Genomic DNA, 21,224 nt, shown 5'->3' on the forward strand with positions numbered 1-21,224 from the left:
GGCAAGTGGAAATTCATGAAAAGTCGAATTTTTCATGATGAACGTTCATCATGAACGGATGGCGCCGAAGCGGGTCCGGCGCCGGGTGGAATCGGTTACTCCTTGATCTGCAGGAGTTTTTTCAGTTTTTCAAAGGTCACCGGCTTAAGGATGACCGCATCGAAGCAGCTGACGTCGAAATGATTGCCGTTTTCGACATCGGCGGTCACGGCGATCAGGCGGGCCTCCGGGGCGAGATTGCCGGACCTGATGGAGCGGGCCAGCTCCATTCCGCTGATTTCCGGCATCCACAGGTCGGTCAGGATCGTGCCGGGACGGAATTCGTTCAGCAACCGCAGGGCCTCCTGCCCGGAGGTCGTGCTCCGGGTCGTGAAGCCGAGGCGCCTGAGCATCATCTCGAGAACCTTGACGTTCATGGCGACGTCGTCGACGATCAGGGCCTTCCGGATGACGGAGGAGGGCTCCTCCGGCAGCGGCTTCCGCAGGCCGGCGCTCTCCGGAATCTGTTCTTCCGCCGGCGCCGGAGTGTCCAGAATCTTCATGGCGGAATCCGCCCGTTCGCGGATTTTGCGGAGAGAGGCCGGGAGGTCGGCGCCGGAGGTGCCGCCGCTCTGCAGCGCTTCGAGCTCTTTCCCGATTTCGCAGAGGCTGTCCTGCAGCTGCCGGACGGCCCGGGCGGGAAATCTGCATCCGCCCCTCAGTTCCGCCGACCGTTCCCGGGTCCGTTCGGCTTCGCCGATATTGACCAGATGGTGAATGACTTTCACGACCCGGTCGCCCTCGATGATCGGGATCGTGCTGGCGATGTACAGCCTGCCGTTGAATTTGACCTCCTTCGAGAAGGATTTCCGGTGCTGAATGGTCTGCAGGACCATGCAGCTCTCGAAACGGTGCCCGCCGCCGCAGTACAGGGCGCAACAGCTGTCGCCGCGCAACTCCGTGCCGGTTCTGCCGAGGTCGCGGCAGGCCGTCGCATTCGCGGTCAGGATCCGCCCCCGGCCGTCGAAGATGATGACCGGCATATCCAGAAGGTCGAGGATCTGCTCGGCCTCCGCCTCGAGCGAGTGGCTCCGGCGGCGCTCTTCCTCCCGCTCCAGCAGGGTCTGGATGACCTGCGAAACCATTTCGAACAGCCGCAGCTGCCCGGCGGAGAACTCCTCCTCCGTCGCCCGCTCGATTCCGAAGTATCCCCAGAACCGGCCGCCGATCCGCAAAGGCTGCTTGACCAGCTCATGCTGGCCGGTCAGGTTGAAGTAAGCGGCATATTCCTTCTGCCACGGCACGGTTTCGTCGAGTTTTCCCCGGATGCCGTGAAGCATGCGCCCGGCTTTGAGTTCGGTGAAAACGGCCTGGAAATGTTCGGCGCTGAAACGCTGCCCCTCCCGCGTGGCGACCGGGGCGCTGCCGCTGGACCAGTTGTGGCGGATGATCGACCCGGGGTGTTCGCCGTCGCCGGAATATTGGAGGACGGCGCAGTTGTCGGCATTCATCTTCGGCGCCAGCGCCGACAGAATCTCCCCGATCGCCGAAGCCGGATCGCGGTTCAGCAGCAGGTGCCGGAAGGTTTCGTGGATGACCCGGTCCTGCTCGATGTATTCATTGAGCCTGAGGTTGGTCTCGCGGAGGTCCCGCTGCTTGGCCAGTTTGCCGGTGAGGTTGATGACGCTTTCGAGCACATACTGCACCTTGCCTTCGGTGTCGAAGATCGGCTGCGCGGAGATCCGCAGCGTCCGCTCCCGGGAGACGCGGTCCGCCGTTGCCGGCCTGCCGGTTCTCAGGCTCTGCCGGAGAGGACAGTCGGCGGAGGTGCAGCTTTCGAGGGTCGCTGACGCCTCCCGGCAGATGCTCCGGCAGGGCTGCCCGGTGAAATCGGCGGCGTCGCCGTCCAGAAGGACGCTGCAGCTGCGGTTGACGCTGACGACGTTTCCGCCGCTGTCGAACATCAGGAGCGCGACGTCGGCGTATTCGAAGATCTGCGCGTGCATGCCGACTTCATTGGCCCGGGCCTGCTTTTGCTTTTCCCGCCGCAGCAGGAGCGAGACGATGCGCGCCGCCTCGAGATAGGCGCGTTCGTCGGAGGCGGAGAAGGGTTCCGCCTCCTCCTTCCGTTCGGAAACCAGGCAGCCCCAGCAGTTGCCGTCGAGCAGAACCGGCGCCATGATGAGCTCGAAGAGCCGGTGGGCGGCGAGGTGGGCCTTCAGTTCCGGAACGAAACCGGCGTTCCCCCCCGCGGGGGCCGTCTTGAGGGAGCAGCGGAGGCTCCTGCCGTTCCGCAGCCGCGCAAGGGTGTCGGGGCGGACGGCGAAATCCGCGCGCAGCTCCGGCGGCCTGCCGCTCCCGCGCCGGTCGGCGGCGACCGCGTGTGCCGCGATCGCGCCGCCTGTTTCATCCAGGCGCATGACCGCGGTGAGGTCGGTGCGGTATTTTTCGGAGAGGCGCATGCAGATTGTTTTCAGCGCCGATTCGAATCCGGTATCCAGCAGCAGCACCTTCAGGCAGTCGTTGATCAGGCGGTCCTGTCCGAGGAAGGTGGCGAGCTCCCGGTTTTCGCCGGAGAGCTTCGAAACGTCGGCGAGGCAGACCATCACGTATTCGACCTCTCCGTTTGCGGCGAAGAGCGGGGAAGTGTTGATTTTCACCGTCCTGCCGGAGAGATCGAGCAGTTTTTCTCCCGGCGCCCTGTCGCGCAGCGTCCGTTTCAGCAGGCAGTTGCCGGGGTCGCAGTGAGAACTGTTCCGAAGCATGCAGGCGCCCTCATCGTCGCAGAGCCTGCCGGGCAGACTCTGCGTGCCGAGCGGCCATATCTCATAAAAGCTCCGGTTCGCGCTCAGGCACCGGCGGTCGGCGTTGAAGATGGCCACCGGCGTGGTCAGCAGGTCGAACAGCCGGCCCTGCAGCGAGGTCTGCCGGAGCAATTGTTCCGCCTGCTCGCACCTGCTCCGGGCGATCAGGTAGGCGGAGGCCGCGTCGTCGAGCAGGAGCGGCACGTTGCCGTCGCAGCTGCCGGCTTTTTCCACAAAATCGAAGCTGATGAAACCGTAGAAACGGCCGCCGGCGAACAGCGGCTTCCAGTAACAGGATTTGATCCGCTCCGCCAGAAGCGTGGAGACGCAGTCGCCGAGCTCCGCGGGAATCTGCATGGAGTCTTCGATGAGGATGGTCCGGCCCGCTTCGAGCTGCTTCAGCACACCGTTGAAGGAGCCGTCGTGGTTGTAGGTGTCGAGCGGATGCACATTGTTGGAGATCCACTCGAACTCCTTGACGATCAGCTTCCCTTCGCAGCGGAAGACGAATCCGCGCTCCGCTCCGAGCGCGTGCGAAAACAGTTCCAGTAGCCTGACTGCGGTGTCGCGGAAGTCGCTGCCGAGCGCAATTGTCCGGAACGCCTGGTTCAGGATGGAGGAGTTCCGGCCGAGCGTTTCGAGCCGGGCGGTGTATCTGCGGTTTTCTTCAGAGAGGCGGCATTGTTCCGTGACGTCGATGTTCATGCCGAGAAGCAGCCTGCGGCTTTTTATTTCAAGCGGCGCCTGATAGATGTCGCATATGCGTTCTCCGCCGGAGGCGCGGAGGCGGCGTTTCCGGACGAAACCGGCTTCGGCGGTCTGGGCTTCTTCTGCGATCTGTTCCGGCGGGAGCCCGGCTTCGGCGGCGGTCCGGCCGATGATGCCGGACGGGGCGATGCCGGTCTCCTCCGCGATCTGCCGGTTCCAGAAGGTGAAGCGGCAGCCGTTCGCGGCATCCCGCACGTAGATGCTGGCCGGCAGCCGGTCCAGAACCGCCCGCAGCAGTTCTTCGCTGCGCCGGGCCGCCATTTTTTCCTGTTCTTCCCCGGTCACATCGATACTGATGCCGAGCAGCAGCAGCCGGCCCGGCTCCGGCTCGATGAGCTGTTTGAAGCTGTGAAACTGGTAAACGGTTCCGTCCGCGCCGGTGTACTGCTCCGAAAAATCCATGAGCCGGCCTGACGCGGCGACGGCCCGGTCATGCTCGCGGATGGCGTCGGCATCCGTTTTCACGGTCATCAGTTCATAATCCGTTTTCCCGACCGTCTCCTTCACTTCCCGTCCCATCTGCCTGGAAAAAGCCGGATTGCACATGGTGTAGCGGAAGTTGTCGCCGGCCTCCTTCACGAAAACCGGATACGGCAGACTCTCCTTGATCGTTGTGAGCAGCAGCAGATTCTCATCGGCGCGCTTCCGCCGTTCGGTTTCGACGGTGATGTCGCGGAGGATGCCGATGACCTCGGGACGACGGGTTTCGTCTTCCGCTCCGGCCCGGACCGGCGTGAGAGTGAGCTGAAAGACCTCCTGCCTGCCGCTGTACCGGCTCCTTACCGTGCCGGAACGGGAACTCTGCCGCCCGGCCGCAACCTCTTCGGCCCACTGCCTGAAACGCGCATAATCCTCCTTCGGCAGCCACTCCGAAAGCGGGATAGCCGCGCCGTTGACTTTCGGCAGGAACCGGAGGTCGCGGTCGAAGACGGAGACCGGTTCGAACGTCTCCGGATCGATGCGGAAGAAGTGCATGGCGTTGCCGTCCGCCGCCTGCCGCAGCAGGGAGAGGCTCATGTTCAGCCGGTCCCGTTTCCGGTACTCGAGCGTGACATCCCGGAACACCAGGATGGCGCCGGCGGTTTTTCCGTCCGGGGAGCGGATCGGCGCGGCGCTGTCGGCGATGTGGCGCCGCCGGGAATCCCGGGCAATGAGGTCGGTGTGATCGGCCGGAGTGACGGTCTTGCCGGACTCCAGCGCCTCGCGGACCGGGGAGGGGACGCGGCGGCCGTCCAGACAGCTGACGATATGGAAGATGTCGTCGAGCGGTCTGCCGAGCGCTTCGGCGGCCCCGCAGCCGGTCAGTTCGCACGCGACCGGGTTGATCATGGTGATGCGTTCCCCGGCGTCGGTCACGATCACTCCGTCGCCGATGGACTGGAGCGTCAGGGCGAAGCGGGCGGCCGTGTCGGCGGCTTCCTGACGGGCCGACTGCAGGTCGCCGGAGTCGTGGGAGACGCCGATGACGGCTTTTTTCCCGAATATCTTCGGCGAGGCGAGCGAGAAGATGATGGTCCGTTTCTCTCCCCCCGAGCTGTAGTCGAGAATGAGCGGCTTTTCGCTGTCGTAGACGCTCTGCACGGCGGAGAGGATTTTGCCGGTGTCGAGCCACGGCATCTCATTCAGATGTTTGTAGTCGTTCTCCGGGAAGTCGCTGGGAAAGCCCCGCTCCCGGTGATAGAACAGGATCGTCCCGTCCCGGTCGAAGACCGTGACCCGGACCGGAAGGGCGCGGTGTACGTTCAGCGTGATCCGGTTGTATTTTCTCCGGTACAGCAGGAACACGATCGCCGACAGGGCCCCGGCCAGCAGGATTCCGAGGATGATCGCGCCGGTGAAAATTTCGCAGGGATAGTTCCAATGCCAATGCTGCGCCGGAGGAGCTTCCGCCCCGGCGGCACAGGCCGCGGCCGCCGCGAAGAGGAACGGGATGACAAGTGATTTTCCGGCGCGTTTCATCGCATCTCCCCGGTTCCGGCCGTTTTTCCGGGCGGCGCAATGTCCGGGCGGCCCGGCGCGGCGGAGAGCACCGTGCGCAGCTTGTCGAGCGTGACCGGTTTCAGGAGAATGCCGTCGAATTGCCTGCGGAGTTCCGGGGCGATCGCCGCGTCGGCGGTTACGGCGAGAATCCGGGCGGCATTGCTGCGCGGGTCTTTCCGGATTGCTGCGGCGAGTTCGTCGCCGTTCATCCCCGGCATCCACAAGTCGGTCAGGATCAGGTCCGGGCGGAAGCGCTCGAGTTTTTGCAGCGCCTCCGCACCGGAGGCGGCCGTTTCCACCAGGAAATCCAGCTTGGCCGCCATGGCCGCCAGGACTTTGCAGTTCAGTGCGACGTCGTCGACCACGAGGAGCCGGAGCCCGGCGGCTGAGGCGGCAGCCGGTTCCGGCTCCGCCGCCGACTGCCCGGAATGCGCCGCTTCATACCGCACGCCCGGAAGAAACACGGTAAAGCAGCTCCCTTTCTCCGGCTCGCTTGTTACCGACAGCGTGCCGTTCATCTGTTCAACCAGACGCTTGCAGATCGGGAGTCCCAGCCCGGTTCCCTGGGCGATATGCTCCCGCCGGGCATCCTGCTGGCCGAACGGCTCGAAAATGCGCGTCATATATTCCGGCGCGATGCCGTCGCCGGTGTCCTCGACGCGGATCGTCAGGTCGCCGGCCGTTTCGTCCCGGCGATGGAATTCCACTGTCAGCCGAATGCCGCCGCGGTGTGTGAACTTCACGGCATTGCCGAGCAGGTTGAACAGAATCTGGCGCAGCCGCAGCAGATCGAGGTAGAGCATCGGCAGATCCGCCGGAACCGCGATCCGGCCGGTCAGACCCTTTTCGTCGAGCTTCCGGGCGAACAGTTTCCTGAGGTCGTTCAGCAGATTTCGCAGATTCAGCTTTTCCGGGGTGATCTTCATCTGCCCGGCTTCGAGTTTGGAGAGATCGAGCACATCGTTGATCAGCTCCAGCAGCGTGACTCCGGCAAAATGGATGGATTGGATGGCCTCCTCCTCCTTCCGGCGCGACATTCCGCCGAGTTTCAGGATTTCCGCAAAACCGATGACTGCGTTCAGCGGAGTCCGCAGCTCGTGGCTCATGGTCGCGAGAAACATGCTTTTGGCCCGGGCGGCCTCCTCCGCGTCCTTCACGGTCTGCTCCAGAAGTTTTTTGTTCCGGTTGAGTTCCGTGATGTCGGTGAAGGTCTCCAGCACCTGAATGATTTCATTCTCATGCCAGATCGGCTGGGTGTTGACGATGTAGTCGCGTCCGGCGATGCTTTTTTCCATGCTGACCGGCGCTTTTTTCTGCAGCGTCTGATGGACGGCGCAGCTTTCATCCGGAGCCTGCCGCCGGCAGAGAGTTCCCAGGCAGCGTCTGCCGATGCACTCGGCAAGCTTCACGCCGAGCCGTTCGGCGGTGCTGTTGTTGGCGTGAATGATCCTGTAATCCCTGTCTACCAGCAGGACCGGGTTGGACATCATGTCGATGATCAGCTTCTGAACCGCCGTGCTGTCCGCCAGGGCGTCGAACTGTTTTTTCCGCTGGTAGGCCAACAGGAAGATATTGGCCATATCCTTGAGCGGGCGCAGCCCCGCGTCACCGTATTGGCGGGAATCCTCGGTGAAATCGACTCCGAGAAATCCGGATTGCCCGCGGTCCAGGCGGATGCCGACGGTACTGAATGCCCGGAGGGGCTCTCCGCCCAGGTAGGCCGCGATCTCCGGAGACTCCGCCGCCGCCAGCGCCGCATCATCGACCTGAAACCCTTCCGGACGGCAGAGGTTCCGCCGCAGCTCCGGAGAATCGCTGAAGTCGATCGTCGCAAGGAACTCACGGCGCGGCCGGACGCCGCTGCCGGTCCACTCGCAGCTGCATTCGGCCCGGGTTTCCTCCGGGTCGGTGAAGCGGTAAAGGTAGACCCGGGCGGCTTTCCGGTTGTTGCCGATCTGCTGGAGAATGTCGTTGACCGCCTTCCGGTAGTCGTTTTCCACGGTGATGCGTTTCAGGCAGCTGTTCAGCAGCGCCTCCCCGGCGACGAAATCGTTCAGGCGGTTCAGCGTGCGTTCCCGCTCCCGTTCGAGTTCATGCTTCGCCGTATTGTCCAGGCTGAGTTCGACGATATACCGTTTCCCGCCGTTTTCAAGCAGGGTCTTGGTCGTCTCGTAGTGGATCTGCCGGCCGGAGGCGGAGGTCAGCAGTTCCGGGTAGTGCAGCGTGTGCGTTTCCGATTCCAGCACTCGCCGGTCGGTCTCGCGGAAGTTCCGTTCGTTCCCGGGCCACGGCGAGATTTCGAAGTCGGTGCGGCCGATGACCCGGGACGCCGCATAGCCGGTATGGGTTTCGAGGCACTTGTTCCAGAACACGTACCGGAAATCGTCGTCGGCGTCTTTGGCCAGTACGCCGCCCGGAAACAGGTCCAGTATTTTCTCGAGGAAGGTCTGAAGCTCCTTTTCACGGAGCTGGGCCCGGCGGCTTTCCGTGACGTCCAGCATCATGCCGAGGATCAGCCGCCGCCCGTCCTCCGTCGTATATGCGACGCGCGCGGAGTGGAAGGTGCGGGACCGCCCGCCGGCGTCGACGAGCTCCTCCATGGTGTTGACCGGGCCGCCTGTCGCATTGGTCTGCCGGTCGGTCTCGCGGAAGGGGAGGCTCCTCTCCTCGCCGAAGAGCTCCCGGTCGTTCCTGCCGAGCGTCTCCTCCGGCGAGCGCCCGAAGAACTCGTACCAGCTGCGGCTGCACATCGTATAACGGTATTCGTCCGACGCCTCCTTCAGGTAGACCGGATACGGGAAGATGTCGAACAGCACGTTGACGAATTTGTTTCCGGCCGCCAGCCGCCGGTCCCGGGTGCTGGTCGCCGTGACGTTCTGGACGACGCCGAAGATCACCTTCACGCCGTTTTCCTCCTCCAGATGCGCCCGCAGCCGGTAGTACTGCATTTCTCCGAAATAGCGGGAACGATAGTCGGCGGTGAAAATCCGGTCCTCTCCGCTGAGCAGCCGGTCGCGCAGGCGCATGAATTCATCGTAATCCTCCGGAAGTATCCACTCCTTCTCGGGCAGCGGAACTCCGTCCTGAAACGGCCACAGCCGTTCGAATCCCTCGCTGCAGCTCGTCATGCGTGAAACCGGGTCGTAACTGAAATAACCGAGGTCGGCCAGCTGAAACGCGGCGGCCAGCGCGGTGCTGTCGAACCGCTGCCGCCTGCGTTCCGCGTTGCGGGCGGTTTCATCCGTGAGGATCAGCACGGTGCCGGCCCGGATTCCGTCCGGATACGGCACCGGCGCAACCCGGCCCGCGATCTCGCGCCGCTTGCCGTCGCGGGCGGCGAGAACGCCGCCGGGAGGCAGTTCCAGCGGCCGGTTCTCCCGCAGGGCTTGCTCGAGGAGGGAGCGGACGGCGCCCCCCTCCGGGAACACTTTTGCATAGTGCAGCCCGGCGAGGCGGCGTGCGGTGAAACCGGTCAGCTCTCCCGCCGCAGGGTTGGCATGAAGGATTTCGCCGTCGCAGCCGACGAGGAGGACGCCGCACTCCATTTCGCCCGTCGCGGCGGAGCGCTGGGCGGTCAGGAACCGCACCTCCGTTTCAAGCTCCCGCTTCTCCGACTCGTCCGCCGACAGCACGAGGACGGCTTCGGCGCCGAAAACGCCGGACGGCACTTTGCGGAAGGTTTGAAATTCCCCGTTCGCGGCATGGCGGCTCTGCGGGATTCCGGTACGGAACACTTTGCGGATGGTTTCCCCGATCTCCTCCCGGTCCGGCGCATCCGCCAGCAGCCTCGCAACCTTCGAGGCGCTTTTTCCGGCGGGGGCGCCGGGACGGCAGTCCAGGATTCTCGCATTGCGGTCGCAGACGAAGCAGCGGTTTTTCGTCTGACCGAACAGGTATTCCAGCTGTCTGCGCCTGCGTTTTTCCCGCCGGTACAGCACTGCGAAGATGACGATGAGCAGCAGCGGAAGCAGCAGAAACGCAATTTCCGCCTGCGGCAGTCGGCCGGCAGCTGTTTCTGCTGCGGTCGCCAGCAGTAATTTTGTCATGAAATCCGTTCCCGTTGACATTGCGGAAACGGCCCCGAAACCGCAATGTTGCTGCACGATTGAATTCTGTCCTAATATAGCCGGGGAAGGGATTTTGTCAAACGCGGCCGGCCGGAAAGTGCCGAAACGTTACGCGTGCTCTTCTTCCTGTTCGCAGGAGAGCACGGGGGCGGTCGCGGCCAGCGTGGCCGGGTCGGCGAGCACCATCAGCCCGTCGTGCGCCTCGATGACCGTGCTGCCGTGCGGCACGACGAACTCGCGGCCGCGCCGGATCAGCAGCACGAGCGCCCCTTTCGGCAGACCGAGTTCGGAGAGCTTCCGGCCGATGTACGGCGCGCCCGGCAGCACCTCGAATTCGCGCATGTCGCCGTTGATGGTGCCGGTGTTCTCGAATTCGAGCGGCACGCGCGGCGAAACCTTCAGCGGCTTGTCGAGCTTCAGGAGCCGGGCGAACGGCATCAGGGTCTTGCCCTGCACGAGCACCGAGGCGAGAACGATGAAGAAGACGATGCTGAACATCTTCCACGCATCCGGCAGATTCGCCATGAGCGGGAAGGTCGCCAGCATGATCGGAGCGCCGCCGCGCAGCCCCACCCAGGAGACGAACAGCCGCTCTTTCATGGTGAACTTGCTTCTGACCATGCAGAGGAACACGGCGAACGGACGGGCGAGCAGCATCATGAAAAACGCGATCGCAATGCCCGGAATCGCAACTTCTCCGAGCTGCTTCGGGAAACTGAGCAGCCCGAGCATGCCGAACAGCATGACCTGCATGAGCCAGCCGATGCCGTCGTGGAAACGGCCGATGCCGTGCTGGTAGATGAACTTGCTGTTGCCCATGACCATGCCGCAGACATAGACCGCCATGAAGCCGTTGCCGTAGCTGAACTCGCTTGCGCCGAAGGTCAGCATGACCACGCCGATGCCGAGCACGTAGTAGAGTCCGTCGTACTCGAAATCGATCTGGTTGAAGAGCCAGACCGCGAGTTTGGCGATCAGGAAGCCGTAGAAGACGCCGAGCGACATTTTCATGAGGAACATCGGCAGGATCGTCCAGTAGCTCTGTCCCGGCGTCAGGATCATGCCGACCATGAAGATGGTCAGGAAGGCGGCCATCGGGTCGTTGCTCCCGGACTCGTATTCCAGCAGCGGCTGGAGCTTGCCGCGCAAACTCACGCTGCGGCTCCGCAGAATCGCGAACACAGCGGCCGCGTCGGTCGAAGAGACGATCGAGCCGAGCAGCAGGCACCACTCGAAGGAGGGTTTTTCCGTGAAACCGAGGTATTCCGGAAAGTACAGGAACCCTGCCGTGAAGAGTCCGAAAGTGAACAGCCCGACGAAAAGCGCGGTCAGCAGTACGCCGAGGCTCGACAGCACACTGCCGTAACCGATCACGCTTTTGACCGACTTCCAGGAGGTGTCGTAACCGCCGGAGTAGAGGATGAACGCCATGGCGATGCTGCCGATGATATTGGCGGCGGCCGCGTTGTCGAAGGCGACGATCCCGAGGAAATCGGTTCCCGCCAGCATGCCGACGCCGAGAAAGACGAGGAGCACGGGGACGTTGAGGCGGCTGGAAATCTTGCTCGAACAGGCGCCGGCCAGGATCAGCACGGCAAGCACGGTCAGGTAGCCGGGAAGGTTGGACACAATATCATTCATCGGTTGTCGGCTCCAATCTGTGGATATGGGAATATCGCGGGTATTGAAAATCTCATTACATTACTGCCGGGTCGTGCGATTTTCAAGATGATTTTCCGACAAAAACGGCGCTTTTTACGGGGTGGCGCCGGCTGCCCGGAGAGCCGGACGGCGGGAGAACGCAACGCGCCTCCCGCACGTCTGCTGCGCGGAAAATCAGGAGAGGGCGAGCATCCTTTCGATGGGCTTGACGGCGGAAGCCATGATTTCGGGCGGAAGCTCGATTTGCGGCGCCATGTCCTTCAGGCAGTCGCGGACGTTTTCGAGGGTGATTTTCTTCATGTTCGGACAGGTCATCTCCGGCTGGAGCGGGAAGAACTCCCTGCCGGGATTCTCCTGCCGGAGCCGGTGCAGGATGCCGATTTCGGTGCCGATGATGAACGCCTTGTCGCTGGATTCCCGGACGTGGCGGAGGATGCCGCCGGTACTGAGCGCGACATCGGCCAGGGCGACTACTTCGGGGTCGCATTCGGGGTGGACGAGCACCTTGACTCCGGGGTGTTCCGCCCGGGCCGCGGCGATCACCGCCGGCGTCACCCGGTCGTGGGTCGGGCAGAAGCCGGGCCAGAGCTGCATGTTCCGCCCGAGCTTGCGGTTCAGATTCCCGCCGAGGTTGCGGTCCGGCAGGAAGAGCACCTCCTTGTCCGCCGGAAGGGAGGCGATGATCTTTTCGGCGTTGCCCGAGGTGCAGCAGATGTCGACGTGCGCCTTCACGGCGGCGGTCGTGTTGACATAGGCGACGATGATCGTGTCGGGGTGGGCGGCCTTGTAGGCGGCCACCTTGTCGGCCGCGGCCATGTCGGCCATCGGGCAACCCGCGTCCGGGTTCGGCAGCAGGACGACCGACTGCGGCGAAAGCAGTTTCGCGGTTTCGGCCATGAACCGGACGCCGCAGAAGACGATGACGCCGGCCCCGGCGTTTTTGGCTTTGATCGAGAGCTCAAGCGAGTCGCCGGTGAAATCGGCGATGTCCTGCAGTTCGGCCTTCACGTAGTTGTGGGCGAGAATGACGGCCTTGCGTTCGGCCTTGAGCTGTTTGATTTCTTCAATAAGATCCGACATCGATGACTCCTGGAGTTTGGTGTTTGCGGATGGTTTCAAGGATGATGTCCGCGGCGGTTTCGGCCTCGCGGACGGTTGAGTGAAGCCCGAAGGAGACGCGGAGCGCTCCGGCGGCCGCGACCGGGTCGGCTCCGGCTGCGAGCAGGATGCGCGACAGGCCGCCGGAAGAGCAGGCGCTGCCGCTCGACACGGCGACTCCGGCCTCTCCGAGCAGCGCGACGAGCTTCATGCCGTCCTGTCCCGGAAACAGCACGCAGCAGGTCTGCGGCAGGCGCGCATGCCCTGTTCCGGCGATCCGGTGCGGAATGCCGGAACAAGCGAGGCACGCCTCGAACCGGTCGCGCGGGGCGGAGGAGGGGAAACGGACCAGCTCCGCCGCTTTGCCGAGCCCGGCGATGCCGGGTACATCGAGCGTTCCGGCCCGGAGCCCGCGCTGCTGGCCGCCGCCGGTCAGCAGCGGCCGGAACCGCTCCGGTTCCCGGAGATAGAGGACGCCGACGCCCTTGGGTCCGTACAGCTTGTGGGCGGAAAAGGCCATGCTGTCGCAGCCGAGAAGCCGTACGTCGACCGGAAGTTTCCCGACCGCCTGGGTCGCGTCGAAGTGGAGCGGGATGCCGCGTTCGCGCAACCGCCGCGCAATCCGCTCCGGTTCCGGCAGAAGCTCGCCGGTTTCATGATTCGCGAGGTTCAGCGCCGCGAGCGCGGTGCCGGTGGAAGCCGCCGCAATAATGGCTTCCGGACACGGCGGAACCAGGCGCACGGAGCCGCGCAGCCGGGCCGGTTCGTACAGCGAGGCATGTTCGGCGGTCGTCAGGAGCAGTTCTCCCGGCGGAGCGTTCCGGATCGCATGGTTGTTGCTCTCGGTCGCGCTGCCGGTGAACAGGATCTGTTCCGGCTCGGCGCAGATGAGTTTGGCTACCTGTTCCGCGGCGCGCCGGACGGCCTTCTCCGCCGCCGCGCCGAACGGGTGGAGGCTCGACGGATTGCCGAAGACGGTTCCGAAATACGGCTGCATCGCTTCGACGACTTCCGGGGCGCAGGGAGTGGTCGCGTTGTAATCGAGATAGATCATTATTCGGCCGAGAGACAGCGGCTGCAGTACCAGACCGTGGTTTGGTCCGGCATTTCGACAACGTGGTCCGAACCATAATGCAGCGCGCGCTCACGCACGAGGGCGCCGATACCGCTGCGTTCGAGCGGGAATACGTCCTCGAGTGCGGAAAGCTTGAGCTTGACCAATGCATAGCTTCCGCTGGCCAGATGGATGGATAACGCCTTGTAAAGCTCCCCGGGGTCGCTGAATTCGGCCCTGCTGCCGATCCGGACCGGTTTGTCTTTCGCGTACTCCAGGGTCAGGACCGCGTTCGGGGGATAATCGGGTTTGACATGGGACTTCTGCGCCGAACAGTAGACGCCGTGCCGCCCGGCGGCGCGGTCGAACGGCTCGAACGGTCCGGCCGGTCCGGGAGCTTCGGCCGCTTCGACGAACCGGACTGCAGCATCCCAATTTGCATCGCCGTCGAGCGGTTCGACCGCGACCGGGGCATTCAGCTCCGCCGTGCCGGGAGCGAGCCAGGCGGAATCGGGAGCCGCAAGCTCGAATTCGCGTGTTTTCAACTCGTCCAGCAGTTGTGCTTTCCCGGCCTCGTCGAGTGTGGAACGGAAGAAGACGAGCGCCGGTTCCGGCGTTTCGACCGGAAGCGCCGACCAGAGGGTTCCGCCCGGCGTCAGCATCAGCAGCCGGGAAGGCTGCCGTTTCCGCCGCCACACGCTGCCGCACTCGTCGTTCAGCCGCAGGATGTCGCGGTACGGGGCGCGCAGGATGCGGGGCGCGGCGATGGCGAGCGAGCCGTCGCGGTCACAGACCGGGATGACCAGGAGTTCCGGTTCATCTCCGAGCTGATACGCGACGAGGCGCGGCGAATTCTCCGGCAGTGCGGGGCCGGTCGGGAAGAGCGAACAGCCCGCCAGCGCGGCGGCGACGGCGAATGCGGACAGATATTTGAGAAATTTCATGGGTTCCATGCTTTCCGTATTGACAAAACGACGTTGTATTAACATAATATGAAAACGAGCTTTTTGCAACCCGCGCGGAGATTTCCTGAGGAACAAGAGCCTGCTGCCGCCGGAAAGGCGCAGTTTGCCGGTGCGTTGCGCTTTGTTCCCGCGGGAAAGGGGCCGCAGGTATTCATTTCCCGAGTGTTCCGTGCCGGCGCGGGCATGGCTGTTCGCGGAGTTCTGTCCGGGCGGTCGGCCGGATGTGGAGTCGTCTCCCGGTCAAAAACGGCGATTCAGGGCTTCGGACCCTGTGCAGGCGGAAAATTTTCAAAAAAAATGAGATTTTGAGCTTGCATTTTTTCAGAGCGGGAATATATTTAGAAACGTCGAATGTGAGATATGCGAGTGTAGCTCAGTTGGTAGAGCATCACGTTGCCAACGTGATTGTCGCCGGTTCGATTCCGGTCACTCGCTCCATTTTTTCTCATCGTTCGTTCAGGTGCGAGTGTAGCTCAGTTGGTAGAGCATCACGTTGCCAACGTGATTGTCGCCGGTTCGATTCCGGTCACTCGCTCCATTTTTTTGTCTTTTTTCCGACTCCTTCCTCCATTTTTCCGGCATCCCGGTTGAAAAGTTGTGCCGGGGAGTGTATCGTACGGCATGATGCAGGATACGGCTTTTCATTATCTCCGTTATCCGTGGGGCGTGTCGTTTACCGGAATGCTGCTGGTTGCGGGCCCGGCGGGCGGTGTTCTGGTCGATACGGCGCTGCCGGAGGCGGTCGACGGTTTTCTGCTGCCGCAGTTCCGGCATTTCGGATTTTCTCTTTCCGCGCTCCGGCTGGTCATCAATACGCATCACCACGAGGACCATGCGGGCGGAAACGCCCGGCTGCGTGAGCTGTGCGGCGCGAAATTCGCAATCCACCGGGCGGGCGCCGCGGGACTGGAGGCGGCCGGATTCCGGCCGGATCTTCTGCTGAGGGACGGTGCGCTGCTTGAAAGCGCCGGGCTCCGGTTCGAGATCATCCACACGCCCGGGCATTCGCCCGATTCGGTCTGTGTGCTGGAGTCGGCGAGCGGTATGCTGTTCACCGGCGATGCGTTTCAGGGATGCGGGACCGTTTATACCGGAATCGCGCTTTATATCGATCCGGAGGCGTATCTGCAGAGCGTGGCGAAAATCGAAGCGCTTTTCCGGCAGGGAAGGATCAGGCGGATTCTCTGCGGCCATGCCTGTGCGCCTTTCGACGGGGATGTTCCCGAAGAGGAGATCCCGGCGTTTCTCGAAATCTGCCGCGAAACCGTGCTGCGGTACTCGCGGGCTGCCGAGGCGTATCTGGCGAATCATCCGCGGCCCGACGCAGCGGAGCTCGGGCGGCAGCTGCTCAAGCGTTTCGGCGTAACTGCTGCTCCCGGCCTGCCCGGATTGGAGAAACATACGGCGCAGGCCCATCTGGCGGCGCGCTGACGGCGGCTTTCGCCTGAGCGTAAAAGTTGACTGCCCCCCGCAATTGTGACACTAACCACAAGGGGGGACGCCATGATTGTGCAGAATCTTTATCACGCGAATCTGAAGATCGATGCGGAGGGGAGCGTTTCGCTCGAAAGCGCCTGGGAGCTCGCCCTCGAAGAACCGGCGTCCGGCCTGGAGCAGTTGCAGGCGGAGGCGCGCGGCTGGGCCGGCGGTATCGGGGAGCCGTTCCGCATTCCCGCGGCGGACGGTTCATATGAATTTTCGGAAACCGTTCTGGTGACCGGCATCGAGTTGAAGCCGGTCAGTCTCGCCGTCTGCCGCGTGATTTTCTCCGGCGCGGAATTCGCCGCCGGCGGCGGTGAGGCGCCGGCGCTGGCCGCGGCCGGTTCGGTCGTGGACGTTTATGAGACGGACGGCGCGCACCGGCGCACGATGCGGTTCCGGGCGTCCGCTTCGGTTTCGCCGGAACTGATTCCGCAGCCGGGCCGTCCGCTGGAGTGGGAGGGGGGCGCGTTCATTTGCGAAAGCTGCCGGAGTTCGAACTCCGGTTTCTCCGTCGAGCTTGAGGTGACGGCGCGGGAAGCGACGCTTGCGGAACTCGGTCTTCCGCAGGCCGGAACCGACGGCGACGGTTTCGAGACGAAGCGCGCGGTCTGGTTCGTCGCGGCTTCGGAACACGATGCGTTTCTGGCGGATCACCCGGTCGGCGGCGCGGCGGCCTGGGCCGGAGAAAAATTCACGCTCGTCTCCGCCGATTCGAAGCTGGTCGGAAAAATCGGCTTCGAGGTCGTGCTGCTCGCCCGCAAGGTCGAAACGCGCTGCATTGCGAAGGTGCGGAGCGAGAAATTCGCGGGCCTCTCCCGCTCCGGCGCAATTCAGCGCGAGATCGTCTGGAAAGTGCGCTGGCGGGTCGCGGCGGAGGAGCTCTCCGCCTTCTACGGCCAGACCGGCCTCTGCCCGGCCGACTGGACCGAAGAGGAGGAGTGCATCATCACGGACATCTCCCCGAAACGGCTGTCGGAGATGGAGTACGAGCTGGACATCGAGGCGCAGCATCCCGGTAATCCCGGGCTGTTCGGCCGGTATTCGGCGGAAGACCGCACGAACCTCTCCACGCGCGTCGATGTCTCGGTGGATATGGCGGAATTCCATGTTTCGGCGGAAATGGCCGGCTTCCAGAAACTGCCGGACGGCCGCTTCCGGCCGATTCTGAACTGGAATTCCGGCAGCGGCTGTCCGTTTTCAGCCGACGGGCGGCTTGCCGAAAATATGATCGAAAGCACGCTGCGCTGTCTGGTCATCACCGAAAGCGTCTACAGATCCGGCGATGCCGCCCGGCAGATCGCGGATCTCGCCGCCTGGGCCGCCGTCCGGGTGTCGACCGCCGCCGTGGCCGGTGCATCCGGGTCGTTCCTGCGGATCGGTCAGACTTGCCGGGAGACGTTCAGCAATTCGGGCAAGCTCTATACGCGCATCTCGCGCAGTTACCAGAAGGCGCCCGGCGATTTGCAGTGGAACCCGAATTACTGGAGCAGCCACTGATATGGATTCCGCTTTCCGCAAAACCGCCGCCCAGCAGCAGGCGCTGAAGCTGCTCGGCGGCGGCAGCCGGTATGTGCTTCTGTTCGGCGGCTCCCGTTCCGGCAAGACGTTTATTCTGGTTTATGCGCTGCTGGTGCGGGCGCTGCGTGCTCCGGGGAGCCGTCACGCGATCCTGCGTCTGCACTCGAACAGCGTGCGGCAGTCGGTGCTGATGGATACGCTGCCGAAGGTGGTTCGCCTCGCCTTTCCGCGCCTTCGGCTCGCGGAGTCGTCGCGCGATCAGTTCGTCCGGCTGCCGAACCGTTCCGAAATCTGGTTCGGCGGCCTCGACGCCGGGGAGCGCGCCGACAAGATTCTCGGCAAGGAGTTCAGCACGATCTACTTCAACGAATGCTCCGAGATCGGCTATGAGGCGGTTAACACCGCACTGACCCGGCTGGCCCAGAAAACGGCGCTGAGGAACAAAGCGTATTTCGACTGCAATCCGTCCGGGAAGTCGCATTGGAGTTACAAGCTGTTCGTGGAGAAGCTCGATCCGGAATCGAACCGTCCGGTAACCTTTCCCCGGCAGTATGCGTCAATGCTGCTGAATCCGGCAGCGAACGCGGAGAATCTGCCTGCCGGCTACCTTGAAGAGACGCTGGCCGGACTCTCCGACCGGCAGCGCGCGCGTTTTCTCGAAGGCGTCTGGCTCGACGACCTGGCCGGAGCGCTCTGGTCGCAGCGGACGATCGACCGGAGCCGCGTCGCGGAGGCCCCGGAGCTGGACCGCATCATCGTCGGCGTGGACCCGGCCGTGACCGGGAATGCGTCGAGCGACACCACGGGGATCGTGACGGTCGGCTGCTCCCGCGACAACCATTTTTACGTGCTTTCAGATGCCAGCTGCCGGGGCCGTCCGCTCGAATGGGCCGCAGCGGTGAATGCCGAATATGATCGCTTCCGGGCCGACCGCGTGGTCGGAGAGGTCAACAATGGCGGAGAACTTGTGGAAACGGTTCTCCGCCAGCTGAATTTGAATCTGAGCTACCGTGCCGTGCGCGCCACGCGCGGAAAAATCGCGCGCGCCGAGCCGGTCGCCGCATTGTACGAACAGGGCAGGGTGCATCACGTCGGGCGTTTTCCGGAGCTGGAAGAAGAGATGACGGGATTCACGCCCAGCAGCCCGAACAGCCCGGACCGGCTCGACGCGTTGGTCTGGGCGGTCACAATTTTAAGCGAACGGCCAGCCGGCCCCCGGCTGATTACGGCCTGATTTCCGGAATTCCCCCGGGGGAATCCCGCATACGCGCGTGAAAAGGCGGTTGAAGTAGAATTCGTTGCGGAAGCCGACCGCGGCAGCGACCGCCTTCAGCGGCAGTTCCGTCGAATGGAGCAGATTGCAGGCCCGGCGGATGCGCTCCTCCCGCAGCAGCGTGTGGAACGGTTTGCCGAAATGGTACTTGACCAGGTGGCAGGTGTAGGTGACGGAGAGGTGAAGGGCTTCCGCCAGTTCCGCAAGCCCGGCCTCCTCATGCGCATGGTCCTCCAGAAAACGGCGGATCTGATTGCTTCTCTCCTGAGGCGCGCCGGTCCGGTTCCGGCAGAGGTCCGCGTAATGCAGCAGCCCCTGGCCGAAGAGCTGAAGCTCGAGCGCGAGCTCGTTCCCGAGGTTTTCGCCGGGGAGCGGGAGTCCGGCGTAAAGCTGTCTCAGCGGTTCCGGCAGCTCCTCCGGCAGTTCCGTCCCCGGCGTCCGGAAGGCCCCGGCGTAAAGCAGCAGCGCGAGTGAGCCGTTGCGTTCGAGCGGAACGATCAGTTCGGTCACTCCCTTCCAGCAGCTGTGCAGGAACGGCCTGCGCAATCGGTCGGCCGCCGCTTCGGCCCGCAGCATGCACTCCTCGTGACAGCGCCGATTCCAGCCCGGAGTCTCAAACCGCCCGGTGATGCAGTACGGGTGAATATGCATGTACCGCCCCGGGAAAAACGGTGTTCCGTCGGCATGATAGAAGATTCCGCGGCAGTCGTGCAGCGTCAGGTGTACGCCGTGCTTCCGTTCGAATGCCTGCAGCGCGGCTGCGAGCGATTTTCCCGGTGAAGCGGCATCGATGGCTTCGAAAGTTATCATGAATTTCCTGTATAAAGCAATTTTGTATAAAGATACAGCTTTTTTCTGCATTTTCAAATTCGCCGTTTTCCGGTATTATTGATAATAGAAAATCAAAACGGAAAACAGGAGCAGGAACAGATGAATTACGATGTGATTGCAGTCGGCGGCGGTCCCGCCGGTATCGGTGCGGCTTACGCGGCTGCCGGGTGCGGAGCGAAGGTGCTGCTGCTCGAACGCAGCGGGAGATTGGGCGGAACCGCGGTACAGTCAGTGGTCGGTCCTCTGATGGGAGGCGTCGAAAGCCGCATTGTCACTGAAATTCTGGCGCGGCTCGGCGGCTGCTGCGTCGATTTCCGGCGCATGGACATTGAGCTGTTCGATCTGCTTGCGGAGCGCGGCGTCGAGATTCTGCTCCATGCTCCGGTATCCGGGGTGCGGCTTGAGGGAAACCGGGTAACCGGTGTCGAAGCGGAGTGCCGTGAAGGGCGGCGCATTTTCTCCGCCCGCTGCGTGATCGACTGCACCGGAGACGGCGATGTCGCCTTCCGGGCCGGCGTCCCGTTCGAGATCGGGCGCGCCGGTGACGGTCTGATGCAGCCGGTCAGCATCATGTACCTGATCGGCGGAATCGATCCTCTTCGCCGGATGAAATGCACCTGTGAACAGGACGCGCGCATTACGATGGTGAACGGCCGCACCTGGGAGGAGATCGTGCTGGAGGCGCAGTCGGGCGGCAGATTGCCCGATACGGTCAGCGTGATCCGTTTGTACCATGCTGTCCGCGAGGACGAGAATATCGTCAACGCAACCCAGGTGAATTACATTGATGGAACCTCCTCGGCCGACCTGACCCGCGCTGAAATAGAAGGGCGGCGGCAGGCGTTCCGGATTCTCGATTTCCTGCGCGAAACGGTACCGGGCTATGAGAACGCCTTCATCTCCCAGATGCCTGCCGCGATCGGGGTCCGGGAGACCCGGCGCTTTGAGGGAGTCGCCCGGCTGGAAAAGGGCGACTGCATTGCCGGACGGCGGTTTGCCGACGCCGTTGTTCGCCGCGCCTGTTTCTCGATCGACATTCACAATCCGGCCGGGGGAGGGCAGGCCGCCGGGCATGAGGAAAACGCGGTCGGTACGGCAGAGCGGGCGCAGCCGTATGATATTCCTTACGGTGTGCTCGTTCCCCGCCGGCTCGACGGGTTGCTGTTTGCCGGACGCTGCGTCAGTGCATCGCACGAAGCGCTGGCTAGCTGCCGGGTCATGTGCATTGCGATGGCGCTCGGTGCCGGAGCGGGCGCAGCCGGGGCGTATGCCGCCCGTTGCGGCTGTGAGCTGCGCAATGTGCCGGTGACGGAGATCCGGCATGTTTTATTCGACTGATCGCATTTTTTTGCGTTATTCTTTGGTGTTTGAACGTATTTGAGCTTGCAAGCTGAAAAATTGATGATATATTAAAAATCCGTTGCCCCTGAAGTTGGGGATGCTGGTTGAGATTTCTGGTTTGGGTTTCTGGAAAATTATTGAAAAATAATGAAATCTGAGCTTGAAAATATCGGAAAAGGGTATATTTTAAATCCCTGTTGCGCCTGATGAGGGACGCGGTTGCTGGAAAACGGAGCGAGCCGGAGTTTTGAGAAAGATTGAAAAATCTTCGAAATGCGGCTTGACAAGTTTCAGAAAAGAGTTATATTAAAACTCTGTCGCGTCCCACTCGGGGCGAGCTGATTGAAAATTGAATAGTGCGATGTAACTCGTAATTATTTTTGAGATTACATGTAGATTTCT

The 21,224-nt window shown here is 63.0% G+C and carries 11 protein-coding genes and 2 tRNA genes; 6 read left to right on the forward strand and 7 right to left on the reverse strand.

The features are described from left to right. Positions 1–95: 95 nt before the first annotated feature. The 6 genes from FYJ85_RS12285 to FYJ85_RS12310 form a co-directional block, all read right to left on the reverse strand. Positions 96–5,510, reverse strand: coding sequence for a PAS domain-containing protein (locus tag FYJ85_RS12285; protein ID WP_154418887.1), 5,415 nt, complete (start codon positions 5,508–5,510; stop codon positions 96–98). Beyond that, positions 5,507–9,577 (reverse strand): PAS domain-containing protein, encoded by a 4,071-nt coding sequence (locus FYJ85_RS12290; protein ID WP_206213151.1) that lies wholly within the window; start codon positions 9,575–9,577, stop codon positions 5,507–5,509. Before FYJ85_RS12290 ends, FYJ85_RS12285 begins: the two co-directional genes overlap by 4 nt. 129 nt (positions 9,578–9,706) lie before the next feature. After that, the gene (locus FYJ85_RS12295; protein ID WP_154418891.1) at positions 9,707–11,239 is read right to left on the reverse strand and encodes a potassium/proton antiporter; all 1,533 of its coding nucleotides are present in this window, start codon (positions 11,237–11,239) and stop codon (positions 9,707–9,709) included. A gap of 195 nt (positions 11,240–11,434) precedes the next feature. Then, entirely contained in the window at positions 11,435–12,340 is a 906-nt protein-coding gene (gene nadA, locus FYJ85_RS12300) for a quinolinate synthase NadA (RefSeq protein ID WP_154418893.1), read from the reverse strand. Next, on the reverse strand, positions 12,324–13,412 hold the full coding sequence (locus FYJ85_RS12305) for a cysteine desulfurase family protein (protein ID WP_154418895.1): 1,089 nt from the start codon (positions 13,410–13,412) through the stop codon (positions 12,324–12,326). The genes nadA and FYJ85_RS12305 overlap by 17 nt, the downstream gene beginning before the upstream one ends. Then, the gene (locus FYJ85_RS12310; protein ID WP_154418897.1) at positions 13,412–14,356 is read right to left on the reverse strand and encodes a hypothetical protein; all 945 of its coding nucleotides are present in this window, start codon (positions 14,354–14,356) and stop codon (positions 13,412–13,414) included. Before FYJ85_RS12310 ends, FYJ85_RS12305 begins: the two co-directional genes overlap by 1 nt. 383 nt (positions 14,357–14,739) lie before the next feature. On the opposite strand from FYJ85_RS12310, the gene FYJ85_RS12315 reads away from it, so the two are divergent. The 5 genes from FYJ85_RS12315 (at position 14,740) to FYJ85_RS12335 (ending at position 18,611) form a co-directional block, all read left to right on the forward strand. Further along, a tRNA-Gly gene (locus FYJ85_RS12315) sits at positions 14,740–14,815 on the forward strand. A 24-nt stretch (positions 14,816–14,839) separates the two neighbouring features. Further along, a tRNA-Gly gene (locus FYJ85_RS12320) sits at positions 14,840–14,915 on the forward strand. Positions 14,916–14,998: 83 nt separating this feature from the next. Next, positions 14,999–15,808: an MBL fold metallo-hydrolase gene (locus tag FYJ85_RS12325; RefSeq protein ID WP_154418899.1), complete on the forward strand. Its 810-nt coding sequence runs from the start codon at positions 14,999–15,001 to the stop codon at positions 15,806–15,808. Between the two features lie 72 nt (positions 15,809–15,880). Continuing rightward, a complete protein-coding gene (locus FYJ85_RS12330; protein WP_154418901.1) occupies positions 15,881–17,356 on the forward strand; it encodes a hypothetical protein in 1,476 nt (491 codons plus the stop codon). Position 17,357: 1 nt separating this feature from the next. Then, positions 17,358–18,611 carry a phage terminase large subunit gene (locus FYJ85_RS12335; protein ID WP_154418903.1) on the forward strand — a complete coding sequence of 418 codons (1,254 nt, stop codon included), beginning with the start codon at positions 17,358–17,360 and terminating at the stop codon, positions 18,609–18,611. Here FYJ85_RS12335 and FYJ85_RS12340 read toward each other — a convergent pair. Beyond that, positions 18,570–19,460, reverse strand: coding sequence for a helix-turn-helix domain-containing protein (locus tag FYJ85_RS12340; protein WP_158703985.1), 891 nt, complete (start codon positions 19,458–19,460; stop codon positions 18,570–18,572). The two genes, FYJ85_RS12335 and FYJ85_RS12340, sit on opposite strands and share 42 nt — an antisense overlap. Positions 19,461–19,580: 120 nt before the next feature. Between FYJ85_RS12340 and FYJ85_RS12345 the strand changes: the two genes are divergently transcribed. Then, entirely contained in the window at positions 19,581–20,819 is a 1,239-nt protein-coding gene (locus FYJ85_RS12345) for an FAD-dependent oxidoreductase (protein ID WP_154418907.1), read from the forward strand. Positions 20,820–21,224: the final 405 nt, after the last annotated feature.

It is taken from the genome of Victivallis lenta (genome assembly GCF_009695545.1).
GTDB classification, from domain to species: Bacteria; Verrucomicrobiota; Lentisphaeria; order Victivallales; family Victivallaceae; genus Victivallis; species Victivallis lenta.